This window comes from Bacillus sp. 1A, assembly GCF_052682215.1.
In genome coordinates this window covers 2,039,139-2,065,717 of the sequence record NZ_JBQYLZ010000001.1, presented here as the reverse complement: position 1 = coordinate 2,065,717, position 26,579 = coordinate 2,039,139, and the positions used below count along the sequence as shown (strand labels likewise).

Here is a 26,579-nt window from a genome sequence, read left to right as displayed (position 1 = left end):
AAGTTTAGTTGACTTTTTTTGTATTTTCATTCAGTTAGGTTTATTTTAAATCTTCAGAAATTATACCAGAAAATAGAAGACGTTGTAAACTACAACGTCTTCTTATCCGCTAAATAAGTATAAATCGTCTCTGCGACATTTTTCGGCATACCCGCTTCGACAAATTCAGCTAAAGAAGCTTCTTTCATCTTTTTTAGTGACCCAAAATGTTTCAACAATATCTTTTTTCGTTTATCTCCAATTCCAGGAATATCATCCAGTGCTGATTGAATGACAGATTTCCCGTGTAATTGACGATGGAATGTAATCGCAAATCGATGCACTTCATCTTGAATGCGCTGCAATAAATAAAATTCTTGGCTATTTCGCTCAAGCATCACAGGTTCAGGTGGATCTCCAATAATTAAATGGGAGGTTTTATGTTTGTCATCTTTTACAAGCCCTGCCATCGGAATATATAAACCGAGTTCGTTTTCTAGAACATCACTTACAGCTGCCAGATGCCCTTTTCCACCATCAATAATGATTAAATCTGGTAAAGGCAAACTCTCTTTCAGTGCCCTTGTATAACGGCGTCTCACAACTTCTCTCATAGACTCATAATCATCTGGTCCTTGAACCGTTTTAATTTTATATTTCCTATATTCTTTCTTAGCTGGTTTCCCATCGATAAAAGCAATCATTGCAGAAACAGGATTTGTCCCTTGAATATTTGAGTTATCAAACGCCTCAATACGATAAGGTGTTTCAATCCCGAGCTGCTTCCCTAAATGATCTACCGCCTTAATCGTTCGCTCTTCATCACGTTCAATTAAGTAGAATTTCTCTTCAAGAGCAATCTTCGCATTTTTATTTGCTAATTCTACAAGATCTTTTTTCTTACCGCGTTTCGGCTGTGTCGCTTCAACTTCTAAAAAGCGCTCTACTAACTCTGAGTCTATACTTCCTGGAACGACAATTTCCTTCGGCTTAAAATGACTGCTGTTCTCATAAAATTGACCGATAAACGTTAAAAATCCCTCTTCTGGTTCATCGTAAATTGGAAACATAGAAACATCACGTTCAATTAGCTTTCCTTTTCGAACGAAGAAAACTTGAACACACATCCATCCTTTATCAACTGCATACCCAAACACATCACGATCCACTAAGTCACTCATAATCATCTTTTGTTTTTCCATAATCGCATCGATATGAGCAATTTGATCCCGCAACTCTTTTGCACGTTCAAATTCTAGTTTCTCTGAAGCTTCATACATCTTTGTTTCTAATTCTGAACGAACTTCTTTATGCCCACCATTTAAAAACTTAATAATTTCATCTACAATTTCTTTGTTTTGTTCTTCCTTCACTTCTTTCACACAAGGCGCTAAACATTGACCCATATGATAATATAAACAAACTTTATCTGGCATATTTGAGCACTTACGAAGCGGATACATACGATCTAGCAGCTTTTTCGTTTCATGAGCTGATTGTGCATTCGGATAAGGACCAAAATACTTTCCCTTATCCTTTTTTACATTTCGCGTAATAAGTAATCGCGGCTGTTTCTCAGCTGTAATTTTAATAAAAGGATATGTTTTATCATCTTTTAATTGAATATTATATTTTGGATCATGTTTTTTTATTAAGTTTAACTCTAAAATGAGAGCCTCTAGATTTGAGGAGGTTACAATATATTCAAAATCTACAATTTCTCCTACAAGCCGTAGTGTTTTTCCATCATGTGAACCAGTAAAGTACGAGCGCACACGATTTTTAAGCACTTTTGCCTTTCCGACATATATAACCGTTCCTTGCTTATCTTTCATTAAATAACAACCAGGTTGATCTGGTAAAATAGCCAATTTTTCTTTTAAATGTTCGTGCACTCGTTACCCTCCATTTCTACATGCTTAGCATCTTTATTTTCACATGAAAACATACTATGCCAAAACACCCAACATACGTTCTTTTATTGTAACGGAAAGGTGTAAAAAAGGAAAATAAAAAAGGCTACCAAATGGTAGCCTTTATTTTAGAAGTGTTTAGAAACTAATTCTACTAACGCTTCTTTCGGTTTGTAACCTAACGTTTGATCAACTACTTTACCGTCTTTTAATACGAAAAGAGCTGGAATGCTCATTACTTCGAATTGACGAGCAGTTTCTTGGTTTTCATCCACGTCTACTTTTACTACTTTTACTTTTTCGCCTAATTCTGCATCAATTTCCTCTAATACAGGAGCGATCATTTTACAAGGTCCACACCAAGGTGCCCAGAAATCTAATAATACAACACCTTCGCTAGTTTCAGCTGCGAAGCTTTGGTCATTTGCATTTACAATTGCCATTTTATTTCCTCCTTCAAGTATATTCTACCAAGAGTATATCATTAACTTATATACGTGGCGAATAATATGTATCGTTATGTATTGTAACAAAAAAGTGTTCCTTTATACTATATAAAAATACGGATTAAATACTAAAAAGATGAGAGACAGGGGATCTCTCACCTTTTCTATATATAGGGGTACTTCACTTGGAACTCAAGGGTACTCAAATCATGAATGTACTTTTAACTTTTTAAACTCTTCTGTTAAAAGAGGTAAGACTTCAAATAGATCGCCAACAATACCATAGTCAGCTACTTTGAAGATACTTGCTTCTGGGTCTTTATTAATCGCAACGATTATTTTTGAGTTAGACATACCAGCTAAATGCTGAATCGCACCAGAAATACCGCATGCAATGTATAAGTCTGGCGTAACAACTTTACCAGTTTGACCAATTTGTAATGAGTAATCGCAATACTCAGCGTCACAAGCACCACGAGATGCTCCAACAGCGCCGCCTAATACGTCAGCTAACTCTTTTAATGGCTTGAATCCTTCTTCACTCTTCACACCGCGTCCACCAGCGATAATAACTTTCGCTTCAGAAAGGTCAACACCTTCTGCCGTCTTACGGACGACATCTTGAATAATTGTACGTAAATCTTTTACATCTACTGTAATAGAAGACACGTCACCACTGCGAGACTCATCTTTTTCAAGCGTCGCAATGTTATTTGGACGCACTGTCGCAAATAAGATACCGTCTGTTACAATCTTCTTCTCAAACGCTTTACCAGAGTAAATTGGACGAGTAAAGATAACATTTCCACCTTCAACATCTAAAGCAGTTACGTCAGAAACTAGACCAGCTTCAAGCTTCGCTGCTAATTTTGGTGATAAATCTTTACCCAGTGCTGTATGTCCAAATACAATACCTTCTGGCTTTTCTTCAGCATATACAGCTGAAAATGCTTGTGCATAACCATCAGATGTATATGATTTTAATTTATCATTTTCAACTGTCACAACGCGATCTGCACCGTAATGAATCAATTCATTTGCAAAAGAGGCAACGCTGTCTCCAACTAGAAGACCTACTACTTCACCGCCTTCTGCAATTGTTTTTGCTGCTGCTACCGCTTCAAACGAAACGTTACGTAGCGATCCATCACGAACCTCACCCATTACTAATACTTTACGAGCCATAGATTTTCCCTCCTGCATATATAATTTCGTATTTTATTAGATTACTTTCGCTTCTGTATGGAGCAACGATACAAGTTCTTTTACTTGATCTTGCAGCTCGCCTTGTAACACTTTTCCTGCATCTTTCTTAGGAGGCAAATAGATTTCAATTGTTTTTGTCTTTGCTTCCACATCATCTTCTTCTAAATCTAAATCATCTAATTCTACTTCTTCTAGTGGCTTTTTCTTCGCTTTCATAATACCTGGAAGCGATGGATAACGAGGTTCATTTAAACCTTGTTGTGCTGTTACTAAAACTGGTAATGAAGTTTCAATCACTTCCGTATCACCTTCAACATCACGCTCAATCTTCACGTTTGTACCGTCAATTTCAAGTTTTGTAATTGTCGTTACGTACGGAATATTTAACGCTTCTGCTACGCGTGGACCAACTTGTCCAGATGCACCATCAATTGCAACGTTCCCGCCTAAAATTAAATCTACATCTTTATCTTTTAAATATTCAGCAAGTACTTTTGCTGTCGTGAATTGGTCACCATTTTCCACATCATCTTCAATATTAATTAATACCGCTTTATCACAGCCCATCGCTAATGCCGTACGAAGTTCTTTCTCACTATCTTCGCCACCGACTGTTACAACAGTAACTTCGCCACCTTGTGCGTCTCTTACTTGAATTGCTTCTTCAATCGCATATTCGTCGTAAGGGTTGATGATGAATTCCGCTTCGCCATCGTAAATTGCACCGTTTTTAATTACGATTTTTTCTTCTGTATCAAATGTTCGTTTCATGAGTACGTAGATGTTCATTCCATTTACCCCCTTGTTTTTCAGAAAGATTCTATCAATTTTAATTTTCTGTTAATTTATATTAAAAAAATAATTGAACTACCTGCCACTAAATGAAGGCTTACGTTTTTCTAAAAACGCTGCTACACCTTCTCTTCCATCTTCACCCGTAAATACTTCACCAAAGATTTGAGCTTCGCGTTGTACACCTTCATAATAATGAGACGATTTCGTCGTTTGCAATAACTCTAGTACAGCACGAGTCGTCGCTGGGCTTTTTCCAGCAATCTGTTTTGCAACTTTAAGCGTATCATCTAAAAATGTTTCTTCAGCAAAAACTCCGTTAACAAGTCCCCATTTTAATGCTTCTGCACCAGTAATCGGTGTACTTGTTAACATCATTTCACAAGCTTTCGCTTTCCCAACATAACGTGGTAATCGCTGTGTACCTGCAAATCCAGGAATTAATCCAAGTGTTAATTCAGGTAAACCAAGTTTTGCACTTTCAGTTGCAAAGCGCATGTGGCAAGACATAGCAAACTCAAGGCCGCCGCCAAGTGCCGCTCCATGAATTGCCGCGATAACTGGTTTTGAACATTTTTCAACACGCTCAAACGTAACTTGTCCAAGCTGCGCTAATTCTGTCGCTTGCTTCGCTTCAGTAACAGATGTAAATTCTTTAATATCTGCTCCCGCCGAGAAGAAGCGCCCTTCACCGTGAATAACAACAACACGAATGTTATCATCCTTCTCCACTTGATCAATTAATTCAGTAACGTCATGCATAACTTGTGAAGACATCGCGTTTGCCGGCGCATGATTTAACGTCGCCACCGCGATATGATCTTCAACTCTTACAGATAGGAATTTCAACATGATCCCTCCCATTATTGACGATAACCACAAGCTGCAATAAGTAGCCCATGTACCGTTTTTGAAAGTGCGACCAGATCATACTTATGATCGCTCATTACCCAATTGGTCACAACTTCATCTACTGTTCCAAAGATCATTTGTCTTGCCACGCGAACATTTAAATCCGCTTGGAATTCACCTTGCTTTATACCTGTCTCCAAAATCTCATCCATAACTTGTAAGTAGCCTTTTAATACTTCATTTATTTTCAGGCGTAAGTCTTGATTGGACTGTCTTAGCTCTAATTGCGTAACGATAGCAAGAGGATCATTTTGTGATAACAGCAAGAAGTGCGTTTCTACCAACATGAATAACTTCGATACAGCGCTTTCAATTCCTGCTGTTTTTTGACGAATTGTTTCGACAAAATCTCCCATCTTCTCTTGGAATAAGGATATTAATATATCTTCTTTATTTTTAAAATATAAATAAATCGTGCCATCAGCTACCCCAGCTTGCTTTGCTATTTTAGAAACTTGCGCTTGGTGGTACCCATTCTCCGCAATCACAATGACTGCCGCATCAATAATTTGATTGTATTTTGGTCTATTTTTCTTCACTTTACTGTCCCCTTCAAGAAGATGACTGAATGAATAGTCATTCATATTCTTATAATACTGACTATTTAGAAAAGTGTCAATCCTATTTTTTCAAAAAGAAAGGGCCTTAGCCCGTTTGCTCATCCTCATGTTTTCTTTTCTCTTCATCTATTAGGACACGGCGTAAAATTTTTCCGACTGTCGTTTTCGGCAGTTCATCTCTAAACTCATATACTTTCGGCACTTTATAAGCCGCTAAATATTTACGCGCAAACTGGTTTAATTCTTCCTCAGAACACTCCGCACCTTCTTTTAACACAACAAATGCTTTAACTGTCTCTCCCCGGTACGGATCGGGAACTCCAATCGTCACTACTTCTTGCACTTTTTCATGCTCATATAATACTTCTTCTACTTCGCGAGGATACACATTAAATCCACTCGCAACAATCATATCTTTCTTACGATCTTTCACATAGAAAAATCCATCTTCATCCATGTAACCAACATCCCCTGTATGAAGCCATCCGTCTTGTAATACAGCTGCTGTTTCTTCTGGCTTATTCCAATACCCTTTCATAATTTGAGGACCCTTTACAACAATTTCACCAATTTCACCCGGAGGTAAAGCCTCTCCAGTTTCAAGTGACATAATGTTTGCCTCTGTATCTGGCCACGGCACACCAATACTTCCTGGCACGCGTTTTTCCCACAAAAAATTCCCATGTGTAACTGGCGACGACTCCGTTAATCCATAACCTTCTACCAATTTCCCACCTGTAACTCTCTCAAACTCTTCCTGTACTTCTACAGGAAGCGGGGCAGATCCACTAATACAAGCTTGAATAGAAGAAATATCATATTCTTTTAAGAGGGGACTATTTAATAGAGCAATATAAATGGTCGGTGCCCCTGGAAATAGTGTGACTTTATGTTTTTTTATCGCTTCAAAAACCATTTTCATATCAAACTTCGGAATCAGCACCATTTTATATCCTTGCATAATACTTAAATTCATTACAGCTGTCATCCCATACACATGAAAGAACGGAAGGACACCAAGAATTACTTCTGCCCCTTCTTTACAATTATATAGCCAATGAGCTCCCATTAAAGTGTTCGAAACAAGGTTTTTATGCGTCAACATAACGCCTTTCGGAAATCCAGTTGTTCCTCCAGTGTACTGTAAAAGAGCTAGATCATTTTCAGGATCACAAGGCACTTCAACATTAACATTACTTTCTCGTTCTACTGATTTCCATAGATGAATCGTTTCGCTTTCCGACACATCCACAACAAGATTTGCCTGCTTTTTTTGTACAAATGGATAAAGTAAATTTTTAGGGAAGGGTAAAAAGTCCGCAATCCGAGTTACGATAATATGTTCAATTTTTGTAGCAGATTGAACATTCGTTACTCTTGGAAACACTAAATCGAGACAAAGAATTACTTTTGCTCCCGAATCATGAAGCTGGTATTCTAATTCTCTTTCTGTATATAGTGGATTTGTTTGTACTACGATACCTCCCGCAAGTAATGTACCATAATAACCAATTACAGATTGCGGACAGTTTGGCAACATAATAGCAACTCGATCACCCTTTTCCACACCGAGTTTTTGAAGATAATTTGCAAACCTCTTCACCTTATCGTGGAAGTCTGAAAATGTAATATCCTTCCCTAAAAAGTGAAGCGCTTTCTTTTCTGGATAACGTGAAGCCACCTGTTCCACATATCCATGAAGCGGCTGAATATCATAAGAAATCGTACTTGGAATTTCTTCTGGATAACTTTTCAACCATGGTTTTTCCACCTTCATTCCCCCTTCAAATACATAAAAATAAATGAATGTTCATTCATGATGGTTGTTTTCATTATATTATAGTCGCCATAACGTTACAATCATAATATTCTGACTTTTATATAACTATGCTTCACTCCATTAACTTCTTATTATATGTATAAACTCTCCTAATCTTAAAAGAATAAGAGAGTTATTATTTAGCTTAACCTTATTATCGTTAACACAGCTCCTGGTGTAGTTGTTGATAATGTTGCAACAGCTAACAAACCAAATAGTTGCAAACTAATGGCACTTCCAGCCGCAAGAGTCGTAATAATTGTTGCACTAAATGATGTAGTTGCTAACGCAGGAGAATTGATCGTTCCAGCAAGAGGTGCACCATTAATTGTAATCCGCGAACTGACTAATAATGAAGCCGTTATATTAATCGTATATGAAATATAATAATTCCCCGCATTTGCAGCCGTAAATACTGTATTCCCCCCAGAAACAGTAATACCTGGACCAATATTTTGATTATTCGGAAGCGGGACATTCGTTCCACCAAGAAGTACCGATATCGCTGTTCCCGATGTATTATTTGCAAAAGCGTATGTTGCAGTTATACTTGTGCCAGTTGCCCCCGTGTCTCCTGTTGCTCCTGTTACTCCCGTTGAACCTGTTGCTCCTGTTGCTCCTGTTATTCCCGTTGCTCCTGTTATTCCTGTCGCTCCTGTCGCTCCTGTTGGACCTGTTGCTCCTGTTATTCCCGTTGCTCCTGTTACTCCTGTCGCTCCTGTTGGACCTGTTGCTCCTGTTATTCCTGTTGCTCCTGTTGCTCCTGTTGCTCCTGTTGCTCCTGTTGCTCCTATTGGACCTGTTACTCCCGTCGCTCCTGTTGGACCTGCTATTCCTGTCGCTCCTGTTGGACCTGTTGCTCCTGTTATTCCTGTTGCTCCTGTTGCTCCTGTTGCTCCTATTGGACCTGTTACTCCCGTCGCTCCTGTTGCTCCCGTTGGACCTGTTACCCCTGTTATTCCTGTCGCTCCCGTTGGACCTGTTACCCCTGTTATTCCCGTCGCTCCCGTTGGACCTGTTACCCCTGTTATTCCCGTCGCTCCTGTTGCTCCCGTTGGACCTGTTACCCCTGTTATTCCCGTTGGACCTGTGGCACCTGTTGGACCCGTTGCTCCCGTCGGACCTGTTGGGCCAAGCTTAGGAACTGTCCCATCACAACTAAAACAGCATGAATCAACATGTACACCATTTTGATTATTACACCCACAATATCCATTTATATTATTGCTCCATGAAGACATGTTGATCACTTCCTTTACATTCGATCTTTTAAGTACAATCACCGAGTTAGAAAACACCTATCTAAATAACAAAGAAATACTTTACCTAGTGGGGATAAACACAGATTTATTCCATACATTCTAGTAGTTATTACATGCGATTTGCTCTCTTTTTGCTTGTACTTTCGCCTTCTTGCTCAAATGAAATTCTTTTTTTCATTCTGCATATACATATAAACTTCAATCCAATTGGTGTATTCATCGGCGGACTACTTGCAGTTGAAATTTTCCTTTTTTTCATGGAAATTAGGATTTAGCTCAATAGCCCTTACTTTAATAGAAATCGGTATTTCAGCTCTCGGCTCAACAATTATTCAACTCTTTATCGTTAACACAAATTTGAACGTTGCTGTACTTGGAGCACCTTATTTCTTATGGTTGGTGAGGAAGAGTTGGAAGAAAGTTAAAAAGAAGCTTCTTGGAAGTCTCCTTTTTTATTCATTCTTATAAGGTTAAAAGGAAACTATCTTTTTTTCACGAATGTAACCTATGAACATAACGAGGAGGGATAACATGTATCAAACTATTGAAGGCTTCTTGCAATCATGGACATACGAGGCTGAGTCTACTCAAAAGATGCTCGATGCATTAACCGATGAATCTTTGTCACAAGAAATTGCACCTGGACACTGGACGTTAGGCAGAGTTGCTTGGCATATCGTGACAGCAATTCCAGTTATGCTATCTGGTACGGGGCTTAAGTTTGAAGGGGAAACGAAAGATTATCCTGTTCCAACTTCAGCTAAAACAATTGCAGATGGGTATCGTAAAGTGAATGCGGCTTTTGTTGAAGCACTTCAAAGCGAATGGACTGATAAGGATTTAACTACTATTAATGACTTCTTTGGTCGCCCTATGCCGAATTCTATATTTTTAATGACACTTATTAATCATCAAAATCACCATCGCGGGCAAATGACAGTTTTAATGCGACAAGCCGGCTTAACAGTTCCTGGCGTATATGGTCCTGCAAAAGAAGAATGGGCTGTGGCTGGAATGGAAGCTCCTAAAATGTAACTACAAAAAAAGACAAGGTGTTTACAAACCTTGTCTTTTTCTGTAACTTGTTTCATGTGAAACTATTTTTGCTAAATGGTTGTTTTATGGAAAAAATACGTTAAAATGAATACATAGTATGAAGAGGAGCAACCAAATTGAATACAAAAAATAAAAAAATAGTTATGGGAACTATTTTACTAACTTCTATTATTGGAGTTATCAGCGTATCTCTTTATTTCACAAGTTATGGTACCCCTTGGGGAAAACAAACAGCAATTACGGAATCAAAAGAATATATTACAAAATACTTTAATCTAGATGCGGAAGTCAAAAATACTTCTTACGATGCTAAAATGAATAGCTATGTAATCTCCTTCGAGACAAGTAAAGACGGAGAGTTTACTATCGAATATAAAAGCCCTAATAACTTTAACATTTCTTCAGGAGTTCAGGAATATTTGAACAAACACTCCAAATTTACAGAGTAGTAACGAAGCATACATATACAAAAAAGAGTTGGTGTAACGCCAACTCTTTTTTCTTATTCTTGTCATACAGTTATATCTTCCTTCTCTATATTTTTAATTCCGTAATATGCAATCGCAACTCCAATTGCAGCAAGTACTAGTTGAAGGGGAAGAAAAGTTGCTGTAGAAAACATAGGAGTGTTATTAATTGCAATTGATACAACAATCAGAGATGAAACAATTGTAGTTGGCACCGAACGTTTACGCATTCCGAAATATAGAGGGATTAAACTTATTCCCGCAGTTGCAATGGCTAAAGGAACAAGGTTTATCCCTTCTTGCTTCAATTGATCTATTGTGAATGAATTAGGAAGAATTGAAAAATAGCTATCTATCCCAAAGAAAACTCCTACTACTAAAATGTTAGATAAAATAACTGTTATAAATGTTAATGTTGCTGTAATAACCAACTTACTAATCATCATTTTCTTTCGGTTAATTGGATAAGAAAACATGAGTAATATTGTTTTGTTTTTATATTCACCAATTATTAACCTTGCGATTAATACACTACCAAAAATAATAAATGTTGCTCTTACTAATGTACTAGCCGTTAACAACATCATCTGCGGATCCCTTATTTCCGGATCACCTTCTACTTGAGCAACGATGCTCGTAAAGATCATTAATGCCAGTATAGCGATATTTGCAATAATCGCTCCCCTTACATACCATCCAAGCTTAAACTTTTTCAATTCTAGCTTCATAAGATGTAGCATAATAGTCCTCCTTTCATTTACATTTTAATCGATATAAATCGCTCCTGTTTTACTTAAAATCTTCACTTCGTTTTTTGCATCACCAATAGTTCCCTCTTTTATTTTTTCTGTATTTTTATCTTTCTTAAGCTCTTTTAAATCCACAATTATGTCAGTCGAATTACTTTTAGCCGTAAGTTTCAATGATACCGGGACACCTTTATACCGTACGCCAATGTCTCCCGATTTTGTTTCTATAAATAATGATTTTCCTTCTGTCATATCTTTTAGTAATACTTCCCCAGATGTTGAAGTGATGTTCATATTTTCATTTTTTACATTTTTCACATAATTATCGCCAGTAGTAGAAGTTATATTTACTTCTTGTAATGAACTATCTTTTAACATTAAATCTCCACTTTCGGATGTGAACTCACCCTTCTCGGCCGATAGTCCTGTAATCATTTCATCTCCAGACTTGCCTTTTGTCACGATATTTTTTACTACTATATTGCTTATTTTCACATCACCCGATTTATTATTTAATACAATTTTATCTATTTCTTTCTTCGGAATAGCTATACATATACTATTTTTCTTCCTAAACGTAAAACCATTAAAAAATTTGGTCACCTTTTGTTTTTGCTTAATCACAATTTTATTTTCGTCATTTTCTATTTTGACGGGATCTATCTTTTTATCTACTTGTTGACCTTGAGCGGAAATTACTATTTTCTTAGCGTCTGTACTTTTAAATTCAATATTCCAGTTTTCATTGTCTACTTCTATTTCTTTTATATTATTGATTTCAAAAGACCTTTCTTGCTTAAAATCTTTCACCTGAAATACCTTAAAACCCAAAACCGCACTAGCAATTGTAATGACTAATATTGCAATTACTATTATTTTTTTCACCAGTCATACCCCAGTTCGTTTTTGTTTTAAGCTTGCTTCACGCCACATCAATCTTGTCGATTTTTCGATACGATAGATAACTAATGAAAATTCCTAATAAACAGAGCACGATTGGGATAGCTATAAAATCAAACATACTTACTTGACCATTTCCAGGACCAACGTTACCATTAATCAGCATACCAATTATTACTGCTGAAGTAATCGTTGTCGGTGTCGATTTCTTTCTCATTCCAAAAAATAAAGGAATTAAACTTATACCAGATATCATAAATGCACTTATAATAGTAGTTGGAACGGTAGCTATTATTTCCCCCATCGTAACAGGCGTTTCAAGTATTCCTATTATTGGATTCATACAGAATATGAGCAAACTAATAATAAATGTTGCGATTATCGTGCTCACAAAGCAAAAACTAAAAACAATTGCTAATTTCGCTCTCATTAGCATTTTCCTTTGCAGTGGGTACATAAATAGTAGCTGTATTGTTTTGTTCTTGTATTCATCAATCACTAAACGTGATAAAATAACCGATGCAAAAATAACAAATGTAATTCTAATAAAAATATTTGCTAAAGACATGTATTCCATATAGCTAGAGAACATCAACTCATCCTCTACTTTAGATGCCCATGCCATAAGACTTACCGCAGCAAAAATTGCTATAATACCAATCGCTACTCCTTTAAAATAACTAGATAATTGATGTTTCTTCCACTCGAGCTTCATTAATCTAAACATTCAAACCACGCCTCCATTCTTTATATAACTGTCTCTACACTACTAACATTCTAATTCCAGCAGTAACTACACTTAACATTCCTATCACTAGTAGAATTAACAACCATTTCCGCTCTGGTTTTCTATAATATAAAATCCCACTTATGAACATTACGACCAATCCACTTACTAGATTCACTAACAATCCATTAAGCATGAATGCCCTCTCCATCCATTACATTTAAGAAATATTCCTCTAAGGAACTATGTTTCTTATTAATACTTTCAATTTCCACATCATTCATAATAAGTGCTTTTGAAATGGCTTGCTGAGACACTGCCGTATCATACACACGAATCATATTTCCGCTCATTATTTTATAATTTTTTATACCAAGTTTATCTTCTAAAATATAAGCTGCACGCTTCACATCAGGAACAGTAATTTCAATGTACTCTGTTTGTTTTCCGTTAATACTCTTCATTGAAACTTCTTTTATTAGTTTTCCATTTTGAATTACACCAATTGTATCCGCCATTAATTCCATCTCACCTAAAATATGACTAGAAACTAATAATGTAATGCCATATTCTTTGCAGAGCATTTTAAATAAGTCTCGTAACTCTTTAATACCAATTGGATCTAAACCGTTTATGGGTTCGTCTAAAATGAGCAATTCTGGCTTTGTCACGATTGCCCTTGCAATACCAAGTCGTTGCTTCATTCCCAATGAAAAATCTTTTACTTTTTTATTATCTATACCGTGCAGTTTCACTAAATGTAATGCATGGTCAATTGCGTTTTTATCGTAATAGCCCATATATTCACAATGTAATTCTAAATTTTCTTTCGCCGTTAATTTATCATAAAAGATTGGGTATTCAATAATTGTCCCCATTCTTTTTAATACTTCATAAGATGTGTCTGTTAACTTCTCACCTAAAATTTCAATCTCACCGCTCGTCGGTTTTATTAAATTTGTAATCATTTTCATAATCGTTGTTTTACCAGCACCATTCGGTCCTAAGAAACCGTATATCTCTCCTTTTTTCACATGCATGTTAACGCTAGAAATAACTTCTTTCCCTTTAAACACTTTCGTTAACTGATTCGTTTTTAATATATAGGTCATGTCACTTTCCCCTTTCGCACTACTTTATATTTTTATAATAGACAACGGAAATCTCTTTTTTCTTACCCGTTTCTTACAAATTCCTTACGCTGAAAAAAAAGCTTGTAGAATTTACTTCTCTACAAGCTAAAACTGCATCTTTTTTAATGCAACTGTAAAAATTGTTTTTTCATACGGCTTACTAGAAAGATGAATTTTTCCATCCATCGCTTCCACCAGTCTTTTCGTAATCGTTAACCCTAAACCGCTTCCTTGGTACAATCTATTTCTCGAATCTTCAAGTGTGTACATACGCTCAAACACTTTATCAATATGAGATTCATCAATCCCTTTTCCTTTATCCCATACGTCTATATACACATTCGTTTCATCATCTCTTAACGTCATACCCAGTATCTTTCCATCGTCTCCATATGTAATTGCATTTGATATTAAATTATTCAATACTCTACCTAATACTTCTACATTTCCAAGTGCATATATATTTCTTTCTGGTATATCAATATGAACATGAAAACCTTTCGACGTCACTAAATCATAAAAAGATAAAATCTTCTCACGACAAACTTCATTCATATTCACTTTTGTCATCTCGATTGCTTTGTCACCAGATTCTAATTTTGCTAAGTCAAAAAACTTATGAATTAGTTCCATTACTTCTAGTGTTTTCACATGCACCTTTTCAAGTAATATTTGCTGTTCTTCTTTATTTATCGTTTTATCCTTATTTAACATTTCTGTATATCCAAGAATAACTGTTAGTGGCGTCTTTAAATCATGTGAAATATTGGAAAGCATTTTTCTCATCGAAATTTCTACTTTCGCATGATCTGCATTCGTTTTCTGTTTTGCAGCTAATAATTGATTAATTGCCACTAATAATTTTTGCAATTCTAGATCATCTGTCATAACGAGTAACTTCTCGCCTGTTTGTTCATTTACAATACTTTCTAACTTTTCGTATGTGTATCGTAAATTTTTGCTACTGTTTTTCCTCCTTTTATACTGTATGTAAATGACACATAACAATATAAAAACAATACCTATTAACAAATTGACCATATTACATCACTTCCAACTTATAGCCGATGCCCCATAACGTTTTAATATACTCTGGATTAGATGGATCACTTTCAATTTTCTCGCGCAATCTTCTCATATGAACATTTATAACATTATCATCACCGTAATACTCTTCGTTCCAAACTAACGTATATATTTGCGCTTTTGTAAATACACGATTTTGATTCTTTACGAATAGCTTTAAAATCTCAAATTCTTTTAAAGTAAGTTTGAGGGGCTTTCCGTTTTTTTCAACCGTAAAATTAATTGGATCAATTGCTAAATCACCAATTTGAATCATCTTTTCTGTTGTTTCTGTAGCCGAATATTTCGTAGACCTCCGAATACCCGCTTTTACACGTGCAGCCAATTCAATCATAGAAAATGGCTTACAAATGTAATCATCTGCTCCCAGTCCTAATCCAACAGCTTTATCAACATCTGTATCTTTTGCCGACATCATTAAAATCGGAACTGCACTTTTTTCCCGAATGATTCGCACAACCTCTAAGCCATCTAGCTTTGGCATCATAATGTCGAGGATAATCAAATCAAATGAACCTTTTAAATATGTGTTCACGCCTTCTTCTCCATCAGATGCGATTGTAACTTGAAAGCCCTCTTTTATTAAATACTTTTCCACCATCTCTTGAATTGAAATATCGTCTTCAACTAATAAAATATGATGTGACATATGTCTATCCCCTTTTTACAAACGTTAACAATTCAATTGTATCGTAACTACTACAGACTGGAAACAATTATATGAATTTTCAAACCAACTTCCCTTCCTTCCATAACAATGATATGATAAAATTCACTACTATTGTTCATAATTAACTTTATATAAAGGAGACTTATCATGTCAGAAAACAAAAAAGTAAGCTTAGCTGATTTAATGCGTGAACAACTTGCAAAGAAAAAGCAAGGAAATGGAAATGGTTCAAATAATACAAATCAAAGCCAAGCAACGAAAAAATTACAAAACCAACAAACGAAGAAAACAAACAACCAGCGTAGACGTACAGGTGTATAAATGAACGGACAAAAACGTTCTAATATCGCACCCGGTCTTGAAGTTGATATTGTACTAAAACAAGATCAACGAACAGGCAAATTAACACGTGGAATTGTAAAAGATATTTTAACAAACTCCCCTTCCCATCCTCATGGCATTAAAGTGCGATTGCAGGACGGGCAAGTCGGTAGAGTACAAAATATCGTTCAATAAGAAAAGGAGCTCAAGTAAACTCGAGCTCCTTTTTCTTTATTACCCTTTAATTTTCTCGATGAAAACTACTTTTAAATAGTCTCCTTCTTTGAATTGATCAATGGTACGGAAATCTTCTGGTAAAGAATGTTCTTCTAATATTTTATATTTGCCATTCATTTCTTTAAATGCCGTATCTATAAATCCTTTAAACTTTTTCATATCAAATGCGCTACAATTTGTAGAGGCAACAATAATCCCATTATTTTCTGTAATCGCAATTGTTTCTTTTAATAAGTTTTTATAATCTTTCGCTGCACTAAATGTATATTTTTTTGAGCGTGCAAAGCTTGGAGGATCAAGTACAACCATATCAAATTTCATCTTTTTCTTAGCTGCATATTTGAAGTAAAGAAATACATCTTCTACAATAATGTCTTGTGCTTCATAATCTATTTCATTTACACTAAACTGCTCAATCGTTTTACTTAAACTACGATTTGCCAGGTCGACACTCGTCGTTTTGCTCGCTCCGCCAAGCGCTGCAAATACAGAGAAAGCACCTGTATAAGAGAACATATTCAACACTGTTCTCCCTGTCGCATATTTATCACGAATTTGTTTTCGAACGTTACGCTGATCTAAAAATACACCAACCATCGCTCCATCGTTTAAATACACCGCAAAGTTCACACCGTTCTCTTTTACGATAAGTGGGAACTCGCCGCGCTCTCCTGCTACGAAATCATCGCCTTCAATGTATTTCCCTTTCGTATCAAAACGCTTTTTCTCATAAATCCCTTTAAAGTTTGCTACTTTTTGAAGAGCTGCTATAATCTCATCTCTGAAAGTATAAATCCCTTCACTATACCAACTTACTACATAATAGCCGTCATAATAATCGATAATTAAGCCTCCAAGACCATCACCTTCGCCATTTAGGACACGGAATGCTGTCGTATCACTTGATTTGTAAAATTGCTTTCGTTTATGTAAGGCAGATTTTATTTTGCTTTCAAAGAAAGATTGATTAATTTGTTCACTCTCTTTTCTCGTTAAAATCCAGCCGTATCCTTTATTTTGTTTTCCATAATAACCTTTTCCGATAAAATTGTTCTTCTCATCTACTACTTTAATGATTGTTCCTTCTTCCTGAACATCATTTAAATTTTGAATTGCATCTTTTAAAATAAGCGGATATCCACTTTTAATTTCTTTTATAAATTTCGGTTTTATTTTTACAGTTACTTCTGATCGCATATAATAACTTCCTTTCCATTTGCATGCTTTCTAATTCGTAGGAAGCATATAAAAAACGAGGCTAAAAAATAACCTCGTTTCACTATACCATATTATCGCTTTGCTAGTACAACTCGCTTAATCGCCACATATTTACTACATTTTGAAATGGAAATCTTACTGTCCAAAATAATAAAAAAACTTATTTATTTCACATTTACCATTGACAATGATAATGATTTTCATTATCATTTAACGTATATGAGTTCTCGAAAATAAAGGCTACATTTATAGGAGGAATAAAACATGATTATTGTTACAAATACAGCTAAAATTACAAAGGGAAATGGACATAAATTAATTGAGCGTTTTAATAAAGTAGGTCAAGTCGAAACGATGCCAGGCTTTTTAGGATTAGAAGTTCTTTTAACGCAAAATACAGTTGATTATGATGAGGTAACAATTAGCACACGCTGGAATGCAAAAGAAGATTTCCAAGGTTGGACGAAGAGCTCAGCATTTAAAGATGCTCACTCACATCAAGGTGGGATGCCAGAATATATTCTTGATAATAAGATCACTTACTACAATGTTGAAGTTGTACGTATGCCAATGGCTGCAGCACAGTAAACATATTTCTTTTTTAAAGTATAGAATATGAGAAGCGTTACCACTTCTCATATTCTATACTTTTTTATTTACTGTCTTTTTACTAGTTTCGCATGCACGACTAACCTTCCTGCTTCCGGATCAAGTGCATAGTCACACGTCGAAAGTGTTACGATTTGATCACTTGCTGTCAATTTTGCATCCGTTTTGTACAGCGATTTTTCTTGAATTTTCTCCAAAAATGATGTGTATTCCGTATCATTGCTAAAATCCGTTTCAATGTAATAAAAATCAGTTGTTGTTGTATACACCGAGAACACTTCAAGATCATATCCTTCAAATAATGTATCGTAATATAATTTACGATGCGACATGAAGAACTCTTCATCTAACATTTTCTTTAAACTTCCAAACATAGAACCATCTTTCATACGGTGACCATATAAAATAGTATTTCGATTTTGAGATTTCACATCATTACGATAGTCCATAAAAATACTTCCCGCTCTCATATCTTCACCTTTATAATTACGAAATAAATAGTAATCATTGTCTTTCGCCTGAACGATTGGATAATTAATTTGTGTATCATCCATCGTAATCCATCCAACTATTTCTTGGTTAATTTGCTGCAGAGCTTTGAACTGTTTACGTACTTCCCCGTCTTGTGATTGCTCTTCCATCGGACTCTTTTCATAAATGTTTTGTGCTTCGGCCATTACTTTACGATTTTCATAGTAATCCATGAAAATATCACCTAATTCATATACTGAATAGAAAAAGGTACCTAAAAAAACAACTGTAAGTATTCGTTGAAAAAAAGAATTCTTCTTCTGTTCTTTTTTACTACTCAAATCATCACCTCAAAACGGATTGTTCGCATATTTAAATACCCATTGGGACCATATACAACCCTGTATCTTCATCTTGCTTTACAACGACATCTACACCGTATATCGTCTTTATCATACTTTCTGTCACAACATCATTCGGCTTACCTTTCGTAACAATTTCGCCGTCTTTCATAACGATGATATGATCACTATAGCGGATCGCCTGATTGATATCATGTAGTACCATAACGATTGTCAATCCATGTACTTCATTTAACTCTTTTACTAGCTCTAATATTTCAAGTTGATAATAAATATCTAAATATGTTGTCGGTTCATCTAAAAAGAGCATTGGTGTTTTCTGAGCTAACGTCATGGCAATCCAAACACGTTGTCTTTCTCCACCAGATAAAGCATGAATCTCTTTATCACGTTTACTTAGCAAATTCGTACATGCTAAAGCCCTTTCGATCGCTTCTCTATCTTCATCAGTTTGCGAGGAAAAAATATTTTTATGAGGCATACGACCATAACTTGTTAATTTCTCTACCGTCATGTCTGCCGGTGCTTCATTTTGTTGATGGACAACGGCTAACTTTCTAGCAAACTCTTTCGGTTTATATTGACTAATCGCCTTCCCATCGAGTATTATCTCTCCGCTACGAGGGTCGTGATTTCTTGACATCACGCCAAGTAATGTCGATTTCCCGCAACCGTTTGGGCCAATAATTGTTGTAATTTTACCAATTTCTATTTCACTACTAACCGACTTTAATCGATCCGTTACATTATCATACGAAAAGGTTACATTTTTAATTTCCATGAACTTTATCACTCTTTCTAAGCAAGAATATTAAGAATGGGCCACCAATCACCGCCATAATCGTCGCTGCTGGAATTTCGTTAGGTGGCACAATTAACCTTCCAATCGTATCCGCCGTCAAAATTAATAACGCTCCTGCAAGAGCAGAAAATGGAATTAATACTTTATGATCCGAACCGACTAGTTGTCTTGAAATGTGCGGAACGAGTAATCCTACGAAAGCAATAACACCTGCAATCGCTGTTGATACTGCCGCTAAAAGTACTGCAATAGCAGAAATAATAAGACGAACTCTCGTCACGTGCAAACCTAAGTTTTTCGCAGTCTTATCTTGTAGCGATAATAAGTTACACCAAGCTCCTACAAACAGAGCAAGAATAAGACCAATTGTTCCATATGTAACCATTATTTCTACATCGCCCCACGTCTTCATCGTTATGTTAGAAGTCGTCGTTTGCTTAATACTCTTAATGAAATATCCACAAATCGTAATGAACGATTCATTTAATCCAGTGAACATCGCATTAATAGCTATACCAACTAAAATAATGCGAAGCGGACTTAACCCTGACTTCCATGAAAATGCATAAACGAGATAACATGCAAACGCACCACCTAAAAAGGCGAATACGGGTGTCCAGAAAAAGAATTGCGGGAATAACGTAATAATAACAAGTGTCATAAAACTTGCCCCAGAAGATATCCCGATTACCCCAGCATCAGCAAGTGGATTTTTCATAACAGCTTGAAAAAGCACACCTGAAACAGCCAGAGCTGCTCCAGTAAATAGTGCAATAATAATACGTGGGAAACGTAAATCTTTAATCACTTCAACATCTTCATTCCCCCCTGTAAATATCCCTTGCACAAGCTCAACAATACCTATTTCTAAACTCCCTTTCATCGCTGACAATGATGTCATAACAATAAGCAATGCAGTAACAATGAGGAAACTCCAAGTTTTTTTATTCATTCCACTCTTCCTTTATATTAAAATGCATCACGGATACATCATTTTTTTCAATTCATCTAACGCTTCCATTGCTGCTAAATTACCTGTCGTCCCAAATAAGCGCTCTTCTAAATCGTAAACACGGTTATTTTTAACTGCAGCGAAATGTTTCCAAATATCATTTGTTTTAAATTCTTTATCAAACATTTTCACAACTTCATCAGGCATACCATGAGCTGCTCGTAAAATAATATCCGGATCAGCTTTCTTTAAATACTCTGTATTAGAAGCTAAATACTCTACTTGTTCACCTTGTACAATGTTTTTACCACCTAATTGTTTCACTAAATCTCCAATATAAGAATGCTCTGTTGCTACTAAATAACTCCCTGGTACACCTAATAAAATAAGCACTGTCGGTTCTTTCTTTCCCTTTACTGCTTTTTTAATTTCTGCAACCTTGTTATCTAACTTCGTTACAACTGCTTCAGCCTGCTTTTCACGTCCATATTGCTTACCTAAATCGCTAATGGAATTTTGCATATTTTTCAAGCTTGTTAAATCTAAAAAGTTTACTTTCGTGCCGACACCATCAAAAACTGGCTTTAATTCATATTCAAGTGTTGTCACGGATAATACTTCTGACGGCTTTAACGATTTTACCTTTTCCATATCAGGACTCATCGGATTCCCGACTTCAGGTAAACCTTTATATCTCTTTGGTAAATCTTTCGTACTTGTTGGAACACCAACTAAATCTACTTCTAACGCATCCATAATTTCAGTAACAGCAACTGTCGTTGCAACAATTCTCTCTTTACTCTCACTCTTTACCTGTTTTGTTGCTTCTTTTTTAGGCGCCGAGCATCCAGCTATACTCACTAATAGAATGATAGCCATTAGTACACTAGCAATTTTCTTCACTCTCAATCACCACTCCTTTCCAAATAATATGAAACAAGTCTTGATGCATGCGAACATGCATCAAGACTCCAAAAATTACAATCTTCCTGCTCTATATTTACGAACTAGTAAAACAAGTGACCCAAGCAATAGCACCATGTATAAACCTAGTTGTGCTGTATCTGCCGTTTTTGAGTTTTTCTCTTTTTTCGGATCATTTTTTTGATCTTCTTTTTTCTTCTTATCATCTGCATTTCGGTTAAAGTCAGGATTATCTACTTTTTTCACATTATCTACTTTCGGTGTAATCACTGGATTGTTCGGATCATTTTTCGGATCTTTTTTTGGATCCTCTTTAATCGTTCCTAATGCACCAATATTATTTGTATCAAATTGAATTTGGACATCGTAGAAATGATGGTAGTTCATTTCGTTGATATCAACTTTTACTTTTGCATTTAATTTTGCAAATAAATCACTTACTTCAAATTGCACTACTCTCGTATTTGCATTTTTATCTTCGCTTACTACTTTCGCATCAGCAAAAAGACTGTTATTTTCCGTTTGGAATTTTGTAATCCATGCACTATTTTTCAACGTCATCTCAATGTACTTTTTACCATCTTTAACGATTAATTTTGCTGGGTGTACAGTATAGTCATGCATCTTTGAAAGCTCATTTGTTTTATCTTTTAACACTTTAAATGGAATATCATATTGACCATCCACTAAATTTTTCGGATCAACTATTACTTTTGGTTGATTATTTCCGCCTTGGTTATCGTTTCTGCCTTGATTGTTGTTTCCACCTTGGTTGTTGTTTCCGCCTTGGTTATCGTTTCCGCCTTGGTTATCGTTTCCGCCTTGATTGTCGTTTTCACCTTGGTTATCATTTCCGCCTTGATTGTCTAACGGTTTAACGCTATCTTTATCAAATGCAAATTGAATGTCGTAGAAATGGTGATAATTCATTGAATCGATATCTACTTTTACTTTTGCATTTAACTTTTTAGATAAATCATCTACTTCTAACTCTACTACTTTTGTATTTTGCTCTTTATTCTCACTTAACACTTTTGCGTTAACAAAAGAACCATTCTTTTCAAACTCAAATTTTGTAATCCATGTACTGTTCGTTAATGTAAACGATACATACTTCTTACCATCTTTCACTTTTAGTACAGCTGGACTTTTTGTATACGTGTTCATCATTGAAATTTCTTCTGATTGATCTTTTAAAGCTTTGAAATTGATGCTGTATTCACCGTCTTTAATTGTTTCAACATTCGGCTTCTCTACTTCTGGTTTCTCTACTTCTGGTTTCTCTACCTCTGGTTTCTCTACTTCTGGTTTCTCTACCTCTGGTTTCTCTACTTCTGGTTTCTCTACTTCTGGTTTCTCTACCTCTGGTTTCTCTACCTCTGGTTTCTCTACCTCTGGTTGCTTTTCTTCGTTCTTAATTGACTCAAGTTTATCTTGTTCAAATAAAAGTTGTACATCATGTGTTTGCTTATAGTTTCTTGCTGCCATTTCGATAAATACTTTTGTATTTAATTTTTTTGATAAATCGTCCACTTCAAACTCTACTACTCTTGTATCTTTTTCTTTATCTTCACTCACTACTTTTGCATCAACAAATGCGCCATCTTTTTCCGTTTGGAATTTTTTAATTAATGAGCTACTTGTTAGTGTTACAATTGCCTTTTTCTTACCGTTTTCTACTTTTAATACTCCTGGATTTACCATGTAAGTATTCATCTTAGATTCTTCATCTGTCTTATCTTTTAACACTTTAAATGGAATACTATAATTCCCATCGTTAATTGTGTTAGAATTGGGTTGTTGATCTGGGTCAGGCTTTTGGTCGGGCTTCTGACTTGGATCCGGTTTTTCATTTGGATCTGGCTTATTTGCTGGATCCTCTTTTTCATTTGGTTTTTCTACATGAATCGGTGTAATACTATTTTGATCAAATGCAATACGCACATCATAATCATGATGATAATTTAAAAAGTCTATGTCCACTTTTACTTTCGCATTTAATACTTTCTCTACATCGTCCACTTCAAATTCTACTACTCGTGTATCTTTTTCTTTATCTTCACTAATTACATTTGTCGCAACAAACTGGCCATTTTTTTCTGTTTCAAACTTCGTAATCCATGAACTATGTTCTAACGTAAAGGATACCTTCTTCTTCCCATCCTTCACTTTTAAAGTTCCTGGACTTACAGAGTATTGATTCATCATAGATTCTTCATCTGATGTATCCTTAAGAACTTTGAAACCGATTGAATATTCACCGTCAGCTAGTTGGCTTGCTGCTTGAACTGCAAGCGGTTGTAATGTTGATACGAATGTAAATATCATTAAACACATCGCAACAACAATTTTAAGATATCTATTCAATGGAATAACGCTCCTTTATTTAGTTTTGACGTACTTTACGAATTAAGAAAACACCTGAAATAAGAATTAACGCTGCAAATATTCCAATGCGTGCTTCATCACCTGTTTTTGGATTATCTGTTTTTTCAGCTTTTCCACTTTCATTTGTTCCTTTGCTTGCCTCTTTATTTGCTTCTTTACTCTCTTCTTTCTTCACTTCTTCTTTTACTTGTGTATCTGTTTTTGTTTGATCATTATTCTTTGTTACAGTAGTTGCTTTATTTTCTCCACCTACCGCTTTTACATTTGCATCAAACGCAAAGCGAATTGTGTAGTTATGGTCATAATTTACGTTCGGTACAACAACATGAATTTTTGCAGCTGCTGGCTTAGATAAATCGTCTATTTTAAACTCTACAGTTCTTTTATCTGCTGATTCATCTTTACTAACAACTTTTGCATCAACAAAATTCCCGTTTTCAGGTGCTTTAAATTCTGTAATCCAAGCACTATGATTCATCGGAATTTGTACTCTCATCTCACCATTTTTTACAACTAACTTAGCTGGTTTTTCAAAATAATCATTTGCCATTGAAGCTGAATCATTTTCCGCTTTTTGAATGACATAGTTAATATCATAAGTACCGTCAGCTAGTTGTGCTGAAACTTTCCCATATGGCATGGCAAGAAAAGCTAGCATACATACGAACGTTATAATAAAAGCGGGTAATACAGAAATCTTTCTCATTTGGCTTACTTCCTCCTTGTTTATCTTTCATCCATACTTTTTTGAAAATGATAATTATTCTCAATTTATAAGAAAAAAATAATAATCCTCTATCATTATTTAATTGTAATTTATTTATGTAATGTAGATATCATTGATTATCATTCTCACTACGTGTTAAAAATAATATCCCTCCCTATTCCTTATAAAGAGCGATTTACATTTTAACATAAGTCCCTATTTCTTTTGATGATTATCATTCTCAATGAAGGTCAAAAAAAATAAAACCACCATTCTCCTACTCTATCACCTCTATCTACAAAATGATATCGTTATAGAAAACCTTATACCTTTCACTCCTCACTTTCCTTCAAATATTTCCACAACTAAGTCAATCTTAGCCTAATGCTAATTTTTTTGTCAACTATATTACGTATAAAATTTTTAATATCTAAATTTCCCTATATACAATTTTTTCTACAAAAAAAGAGACTTTCTTTCATAGAAAGCCTCTTTTCACTATTTTTCTACAGCAACTTCTTGCTTTTGAAATAAAGAAACTACATATCCAATTGCAATTCCAATGATACCCGGAACTAGCCAACCAATCCCTACACTATATAGTGGAATTTTATCTAAGATAGGAGCAAGGGCCGCTACTTGAAGACTTGCATTATGCAATCCATCAAAGAAGCTAATTGCAAATGAACCTACAATACCGCCTACATACATAGCTAATGGAAGACGAATATAGTTTTCAACAAGTGATAATACAATCAGTACGATACCAATTGGGTAAATTGCAATTAAAATCGGTAATGCTAATGCGTTTAACTGAGTTAACCCAAGGTTTGCTACCATAAATGCTAATACACAGAAGATGAAAACAATCTTTTGATAAGAAAGCTTTGGTAATAAAGAAGAAAAATATTCCCCACAAGCTGCAACAATACCTACAGAAGTTGTTAAACATGCCGCTGTAATTGCGATCCCTAATAATAAAGTTCCGTAACTACCAAATAAATGATTTACAACGTTTGTTAAAATAATCCCTCCGTTTGCTCCCATTCCAAGAGACACACTAGAAGCTCCCAGATAAGCAAGTGCTAAATAAACAAGTAGTAAACCGAGCGCTGCAATAAATCCTGCAAAGATTGTTACTTTTGCAATGCTGTTCTTATTTGTAACGCCTTTTGCTTTTAAAGCATTAATAACAACATTTCCGAAAACAAGTGCTGCAAGTCCATCTAAAGTTAAATATCCATCAATAAAACCTTTAAAGAGCGGAGCATTATACGCTTCTGTCGGTGCACCAAATTCTCCAATTGGTGTAATAATTGCTTTACCTACGATAATTGCTATAACAGCTAACAAAATTGGAGTTAATACTTTACCGATGCGGCCCACTAATTTCGATGGGTTTAAAGCTAAATAGAAAGTTACTGCAAAGAAAATGAATGTAAAGATAACAAGTGGATACGATTGACCAGCTATATCACTTGGTAAAAATGGTGCAACACTCATTTCATAAGCAACTGTTCCTGTACGCGGAACACTTACGAATACGCCTAAACATAAATAAATTGCAGTGATAAAAACAAGTGCGAATACAGGGTGTACACGCCCCGCTAGCTCATTAATATCTCCCTTTAGAGCTATAACAATTACCCCTAATAAAGGTAATCCAACACCTGTTACGATAAAGCCAAATAACGCGATCCATACGTCTGTTCCAGCACCTTGCCCTAAAGCCGGCGGGAAAATCATATTACCTGCACCGAAAAATAGTGCAAACAACATTAAACTTATTGCAAACATCTCAGAAAACTTTAAAGATGATTTCATTTCTACTAACCTCCTACATATTTTTATATCGACAAAATATTCTGAATTAAAGGCCGTCACATATCCTCTTTCAAGCATACTTCCCCGT

At 35.4% G+C, this 26,579-nt stretch carries 28 protein-coding genes; 5 read left to right on the top strand and 23 right to left on the bottom strand.

All coding sequences use genetic code 11. The features are described 5' to 3' along the window. Positions 1-89: 89 nt before the first annotated feature. From uvrC to ACUN0F_RS10385, 8 genes are all read right to left on the bottom strand, one after another. A complete protein-coding gene (gene uvrC, locus ACUN0F_RS10420) occupies positions 90-1,874 on the bottom strand; it encodes an excinuclease ABC subunit C (RefSeq protein ID WP_046956261.1) in 1,785 nt (594 codons plus the stop codon). 146 nt (positions 1,875-2,020) lie between these two features. Next, a complete protein-coding gene (gene trxA, locus ACUN0F_RS10415; RefSeq protein ID WP_001018944.1) occupies positions 2,021-2,335 on the bottom strand; it encodes a thioredoxin in 315 nt (104 codons plus the stop codon). Between the two features lie 210 nt (positions 2,336-2,545). Beyond that, a complete protein-coding gene (etfA, locus tag ACUN0F_RS10410) occupies positions 2,546-3,523 on the bottom strand; it encodes an electron transfer flavoprotein subunit alpha (protein WP_000101967.1) in 978 nt (325 codons plus the stop codon). A 36-nt stretch (positions 3,524-3,559) separates the two neighbouring features. Continuing rightward, entirely contained in the window at positions 3,560-4,333 is a 774-nt protein-coding gene (gene etfB, locus ACUN0F_RS10405; protein WP_001029035.1) for an electron transfer flavoprotein subunit beta, read from the bottom strand. 78 nt (positions 4,334-4,411) lie between these two features. After that, positions 4,412-5,188, bottom strand: a complete 777-nt coding sequence (locus tag ACUN0F_RS10400; RefSeq protein ID WP_000911294.1) for an enoyl-CoA hydratase — start codon at positions 5,186-5,188, stop codon at positions 4,412-4,414. An 11-nt stretch (positions 5,189-5,199) separates the two neighbouring features. Further along, complete coding sequence (locus tag ACUN0F_RS10395) at positions 5,200-5,787, bottom strand: TetR/AcrR family transcriptional regulator (RefSeq protein WP_000742213.1); 588 nt, start codon at positions 5,785-5,787, stop codon at positions 5,200-5,202. A 106-nt stretch (positions 5,788-5,893) separates the two neighbouring features. Next, a complete protein-coding gene (locus ACUN0F_RS10390; protein WP_445539467.1) occupies positions 5,894-7,579 on the bottom strand; it encodes a long-chain-fatty-acid--CoA ligase in 1,686 nt (561 codons plus the stop codon). A gap of 188 nt (positions 7,580-7,767) precedes the next feature. Next, complete coding sequence (locus tag ACUN0F_RS10385) at positions 7,768-8,868, bottom strand: BclA C-terminal domain-containing protein (RefSeq protein WP_445539466.1); 1,101 nt, start codon at positions 8,866-8,868, stop codon at positions 7,768-7,770. A gap of 552 nt (positions 8,869-9,420) precedes the next feature. On the opposite strand from ACUN0F_RS10385, the gene ACUN0F_RS10380 reads away from it, so the two are divergent. Both ACUN0F_RS10380 and ACUN0F_RS10375 read left to right on the top strand, forming a co-directional pair. Then, a complete protein-coding gene (locus ACUN0F_RS10380) occupies positions 9,421-9,924 on the top strand; it encodes a DinB family protein (RefSeq protein ID WP_445539465.1) in 504 nt (167 codons plus the stop codon). A gap of 137 nt (positions 9,925-10,061) precedes the next feature. Continuing rightward, positions 10,062-10,394, top strand: coding sequence for a YfjL-like protein (locus ACUN0F_RS10375; protein WP_445539464.1), 333 nt, complete (start codon positions 10,062-10,064; stop codon positions 10,392-10,394). 62 nt (positions 10,395-10,456) lie between these two features. Here the strand turns inward: ACUN0F_RS10375 and ACUN0F_RS10370 are convergent, their stop codons facing one another. The 7 genes from ACUN0F_RS10370 to ACUN0F_RS10340 all read right to left on the bottom strand — a co-directional run bounded on the left by ACUN0F_RS10370 (position 10,457) and on the right by ACUN0F_RS10340 (position 15,656). After that, positions 10,457-11,152 carry an ABC transporter permease gene (locus ACUN0F_RS10370; protein ID WP_046956256.1) on the bottom strand — a complete coding sequence of 232 codons (696 nt, stop codon included), beginning with the start codon at positions 11,150-11,152 and terminating at the stop codon, positions 10,457-10,459. A 24-nt stretch (positions 11,153-11,176) separates the two neighbouring features. Continuing rightward, the gene (locus ACUN0F_RS10365) at positions 11,177-12,046 is read right to left on the bottom strand and encodes a DUF4097 family beta strand repeat-containing protein (RefSeq protein WP_445539463.1); all 870 of its coding nucleotides are present in this window, start codon (positions 12,044-12,046) and stop codon (positions 11,177-11,179) included. 37 nt (positions 12,047-12,083) lie between these two features. After that, positions 12,084-12,788 (bottom strand): ABC transporter permease, encoded by a 705-nt coding sequence (locus ACUN0F_RS10360; protein WP_046956254.1) that lies wholly within the window; start codon positions 12,786-12,788, stop codon positions 12,084-12,086. 34 nt (positions 12,789-12,822) lie between these two features. Then, a complete protein-coding gene (locus ACUN0F_RS10355; protein ID WP_000931777.1) occupies positions 12,823-12,984 on the bottom strand; it encodes a hypothetical protein in 162 nt (53 codons plus the stop codon). Further along, positions 12,977-13,900, bottom strand: coding sequence for an ABC transporter ATP-binding protein (locus tag ACUN0F_RS10350; protein WP_046956253.1), 924 nt, complete (start codon positions 13,898-13,900; stop codon positions 12,977-12,979). Before ACUN0F_RS10350 ends, ACUN0F_RS10355 begins: the two co-directional genes overlap by 8 nt. A 126-nt stretch (positions 13,901-14,026) precedes the next feature. Further along, a complete protein-coding gene (locus ACUN0F_RS10345; protein WP_445539462.1) occupies positions 14,027-14,962 on the bottom strand; it encodes a HAMP domain-containing histidine kinase in 936 nt (311 codons plus the stop codon). A gap of 1 nt (position 14,963) precedes the next feature. Then, positions 14,964-15,656, bottom strand: a complete 693-nt coding sequence (locus ACUN0F_RS10340) for a response regulator transcription factor (protein ID WP_000018032.1) — start codon at positions 15,654-15,656, stop codon at positions 14,964-14,966. Positions 15,657-15,824: 168 nt separating this feature from the next. Here ACUN0F_RS10340 and ACUN0F_RS10335 point away from each other — a divergent pair, with 168 nt between their 5' ends. Together ACUN0F_RS10335 and ACUN0F_RS10330 are read left to right on the top strand one after the other, a co-directional pair. Continuing rightward, complete coding sequence (locus ACUN0F_RS10335; RefSeq protein WP_001293584.1) at positions 15,825-15,998, top strand: hypothetical protein; 174 nt, start codon at positions 15,825-15,827, stop codon at positions 15,996-15,998. Then, complete coding sequence (locus tag ACUN0F_RS10330) at positions 15,999-16,193, top strand: YwbE family protein (RefSeq protein ID WP_001014310.1); 195 nt, start codon at positions 15,999-16,001, stop codon at positions 16,191-16,193. Between the two features lie 39 nt (positions 16,194-16,232). On the opposite strand, the gene ACUN0F_RS10325 is transcribed toward ACUN0F_RS10330, so the two are convergent. After that, positions 16,233-17,432: a class I SAM-dependent rRNA methyltransferase gene (locus ACUN0F_RS10325; protein WP_048544299.1), complete on the bottom strand. Its 1,200-nt coding sequence runs from the start codon at positions 17,430-17,432 to the stop codon at positions 16,233-16,235. Positions 17,433-17,717: 285 nt separating this feature from the next. Here ACUN0F_RS10325 and isdG point away from each other — a divergent pair, with 285 nt between their 5' ends. Then, positions 17,718-18,041 carry a heme oxygenase gene (gene isdG, locus ACUN0F_RS10320; RefSeq protein ID WP_000587825.1) on the top strand — a complete coding sequence of 108 codons (324 nt, stop codon included), beginning with the start codon at positions 17,718-17,720 and terminating at the stop codon, positions 18,039-18,041. Between the two features lie 68 nt (positions 18,042-18,109). On the opposite strand, the gene srtB is transcribed toward isdG, so the two are convergent. From srtB to brnQ6, 7 genes are all read right to left on the bottom strand, one after another. Then, on the bottom strand, positions 18,110-18,874 hold the full coding sequence (gene srtB, locus ACUN0F_RS10315; protein ID WP_445539461.1) for a class B sortase: 765 nt from the start codon (positions 18,872-18,874) through the stop codon (positions 18,110-18,112). A 31-nt stretch (positions 18,875-18,905) separates the two neighbouring features. After that, positions 18,906-19,676, bottom strand: a complete 771-nt coding sequence (locus ACUN0F_RS10310; RefSeq protein ID WP_000403736.1) for an ABC transporter ATP-binding protein — start codon at positions 19,674-19,676, stop codon at positions 18,906-18,908. Beyond that, entirely contained in the window at positions 19,666-20,649 is a 984-nt protein-coding gene (locus tag ACUN0F_RS10305; protein WP_001036828.1) for a FecCD family ABC transporter permease, read from the bottom strand. Before ACUN0F_RS10305 ends, ACUN0F_RS10310 begins: the two co-directional genes overlap by 11 nt. Positions 20,650-20,676: 27 nt before the next feature. Next, entirely contained in the window at positions 20,677-21,552 is an 876-nt protein-coding gene (isdE, locus tag ACUN0F_RS10300; protein WP_445540815.1) for a heme ABC transporter substrate-binding protein IsdE, read from the bottom strand. A 75-nt stretch (positions 21,553-21,627) separates the two neighbouring features. Beyond that, a complete protein-coding gene (locus ACUN0F_RS10295) occupies positions 21,628-23,940 on the bottom strand; it encodes an NEAT domain-containing protein (RefSeq protein WP_445539460.1) in 2,313 nt (770 codons plus the stop codon). Between the two features lie 19 nt (positions 23,941-23,959). Next, a complete protein-coding gene (gene isdC, locus ACUN0F_RS10290) occupies positions 23,960-24,667 on the bottom strand; it encodes a heme uptake protein IsdC (RefSeq protein ID WP_445539459.1) in 708 nt (235 codons plus the stop codon). A 498-nt stretch (positions 24,668-25,165) separates the two neighbouring features. Continuing rightward, a complete protein-coding gene (gene brnQ6 / locus ACUN0F_RS10285) occupies positions 25,166-26,491 on the bottom strand; it encodes a branched-chain amino acid transport system II carrier protein BrnQ6 (RefSeq protein WP_000842659.1) in 1,326 nt (441 codons plus the stop codon). Positions 26,492-26,579 lie beyond the last annotated feature (88 nt).

What these genes read in the sequence shown, in the direction of transcription:
- isdG (WP_000587825.1), top strand. Translation starts at nt 17,718, where the DNA reads ATGATTATTGTTACAAATACAGCTAAAATTACAAAGGGAAATGGACAT.
- ACUN0F_RS10335 (WP_001293584.1), top strand. Translation starts at nt 15,825, where the DNA reads ATGTCAGAAAACAAAAAAGTAAGCTTAGCTGATTTAATGCGTGAACAA.
- ACUN0F_RS10340 (WP_000018032.1), bottom strand. Translation starts at nt 15,656, where the DNA reads ATGTCACATCATATTTTATTAGTTGAAGACGATATTTCAATTCAAGAG.
- trxA (WP_001018944.1), bottom strand. Translation starts at nt 2,335, where the DNA reads ATGGCAATTGTAAATGCAAATGACCAAAGCTTCGCAGCTGAAACTAGC.
- etfA (WP_000101967.1), bottom strand. Translation starts at nt 3,523, where the DNA reads ATGGCTCGTAAAGTATTAGTAATGGGTGAGGTTCGTGATGGATCGCTA.
- ACUN0F_RS10370 (WP_046956256.1), bottom strand. Translation starts at nt 11,152, where the DNA reads ATGCTACATCTTATGAAGCTAGAATTGAAAAAGTTTAAGCTTGGATGG.
- ACUN0F_RS10355 (WP_000931777.1), bottom strand. Translation starts at nt 12,984, where the DNA reads ATGCTTAATGGATTGTTAGTGAATCTAGTAAGTGGATTGGTCGTAATG.
- ACUN0F_RS10385 (WP_445539466.1), bottom strand. Translation starts at nt 8,868, where the DNA reads ATGTCTTCATGGAGCAATAATATAAATGGATATTGTGGGTGTAATAAT.
- ACUN0F_RS10330 (WP_001014310.1), top strand. Translation starts at nt 15,999, where the DNA reads ATGAACGGACAAAAACGTTCTAATATCGCACCCGGTCTTGAAGTTGAT.
- etfB (WP_001029035.1), bottom strand. Translation starts at nt 4,333, where the DNA reads ATGAACATCTACGTACTCATGAAACGAACATTTGATACAGAAGAAAAA.
- ACUN0F_RS10305 (WP_001036828.1), bottom strand. Translation starts at nt 20,649, where the DNA reads ATGAATAAAAAAACTTGGAGTTTCCTCATTGTTACTGCATTGCTTATT.
- ACUN0F_RS10380 (WP_445539465.1), top strand. Translation starts at nt 9,421, where the DNA reads ATGTATCAAACTATTGAAGGCTTCTTGCAATCATGGACATACGAGGCT.
- ACUN0F_RS10350 (WP_046956253.1), bottom strand. Translation starts at nt 13,900, where the DNA reads ATGACCTATATATTAAAAACGAATCAGTTAACGAAAGTGTTTAAAGGG.
- ACUN0F_RS10310 (WP_000403736.1), bottom strand. Translation starts at nt 19,676, where the DNA reads ATGGAAATTAAAAATGTAACCTTTTCGTATGATAATGTAACGGATCGA.
- isdC (WP_445539459.1), bottom strand. Translation starts at nt 24,667, where the DNA reads ATGAGAAAGATTTCTGTATTACCCGCTTTTATTATAACGTTCGTATGT.
- ACUN0F_RS10400 (WP_000911294.1), bottom strand. Translation starts at nt 5,188, where the DNA reads ATGTTGAAATTCCTATCTGTAAGAGTTGAAGATCATATCGCGGTGGCG.
- brnQ6 (WP_000842659.1), bottom strand. Translation starts at nt 26,491, where the DNA reads ATGAAATCATCTTTAAAGTTTTCTGAGATGTTTGCAATAAGTTTAATG.
- ACUN0F_RS10345 (WP_445539462.1), bottom strand. Translation starts at nt 14,962, where the DNA reads ATGGTCAATTTGTTAATAGGTATTGTTTTTATATTGTTATGTGTCATT.
- ACUN0F_RS10360 (WP_046956254.1), bottom strand. Translation starts at nt 12,788, where the DNA reads ATGTTTAGATTAATGAAGCTCGAGTGGAAGAAACATCAATTATCTAGT.
- ACUN0F_RS10325 (WP_048544299.1), bottom strand. Translation starts at nt 17,432, where the DNA reads ATGCGATCAGAAGTAACTGTAAAAATAAAACCGAAATTTATAAAAGAA.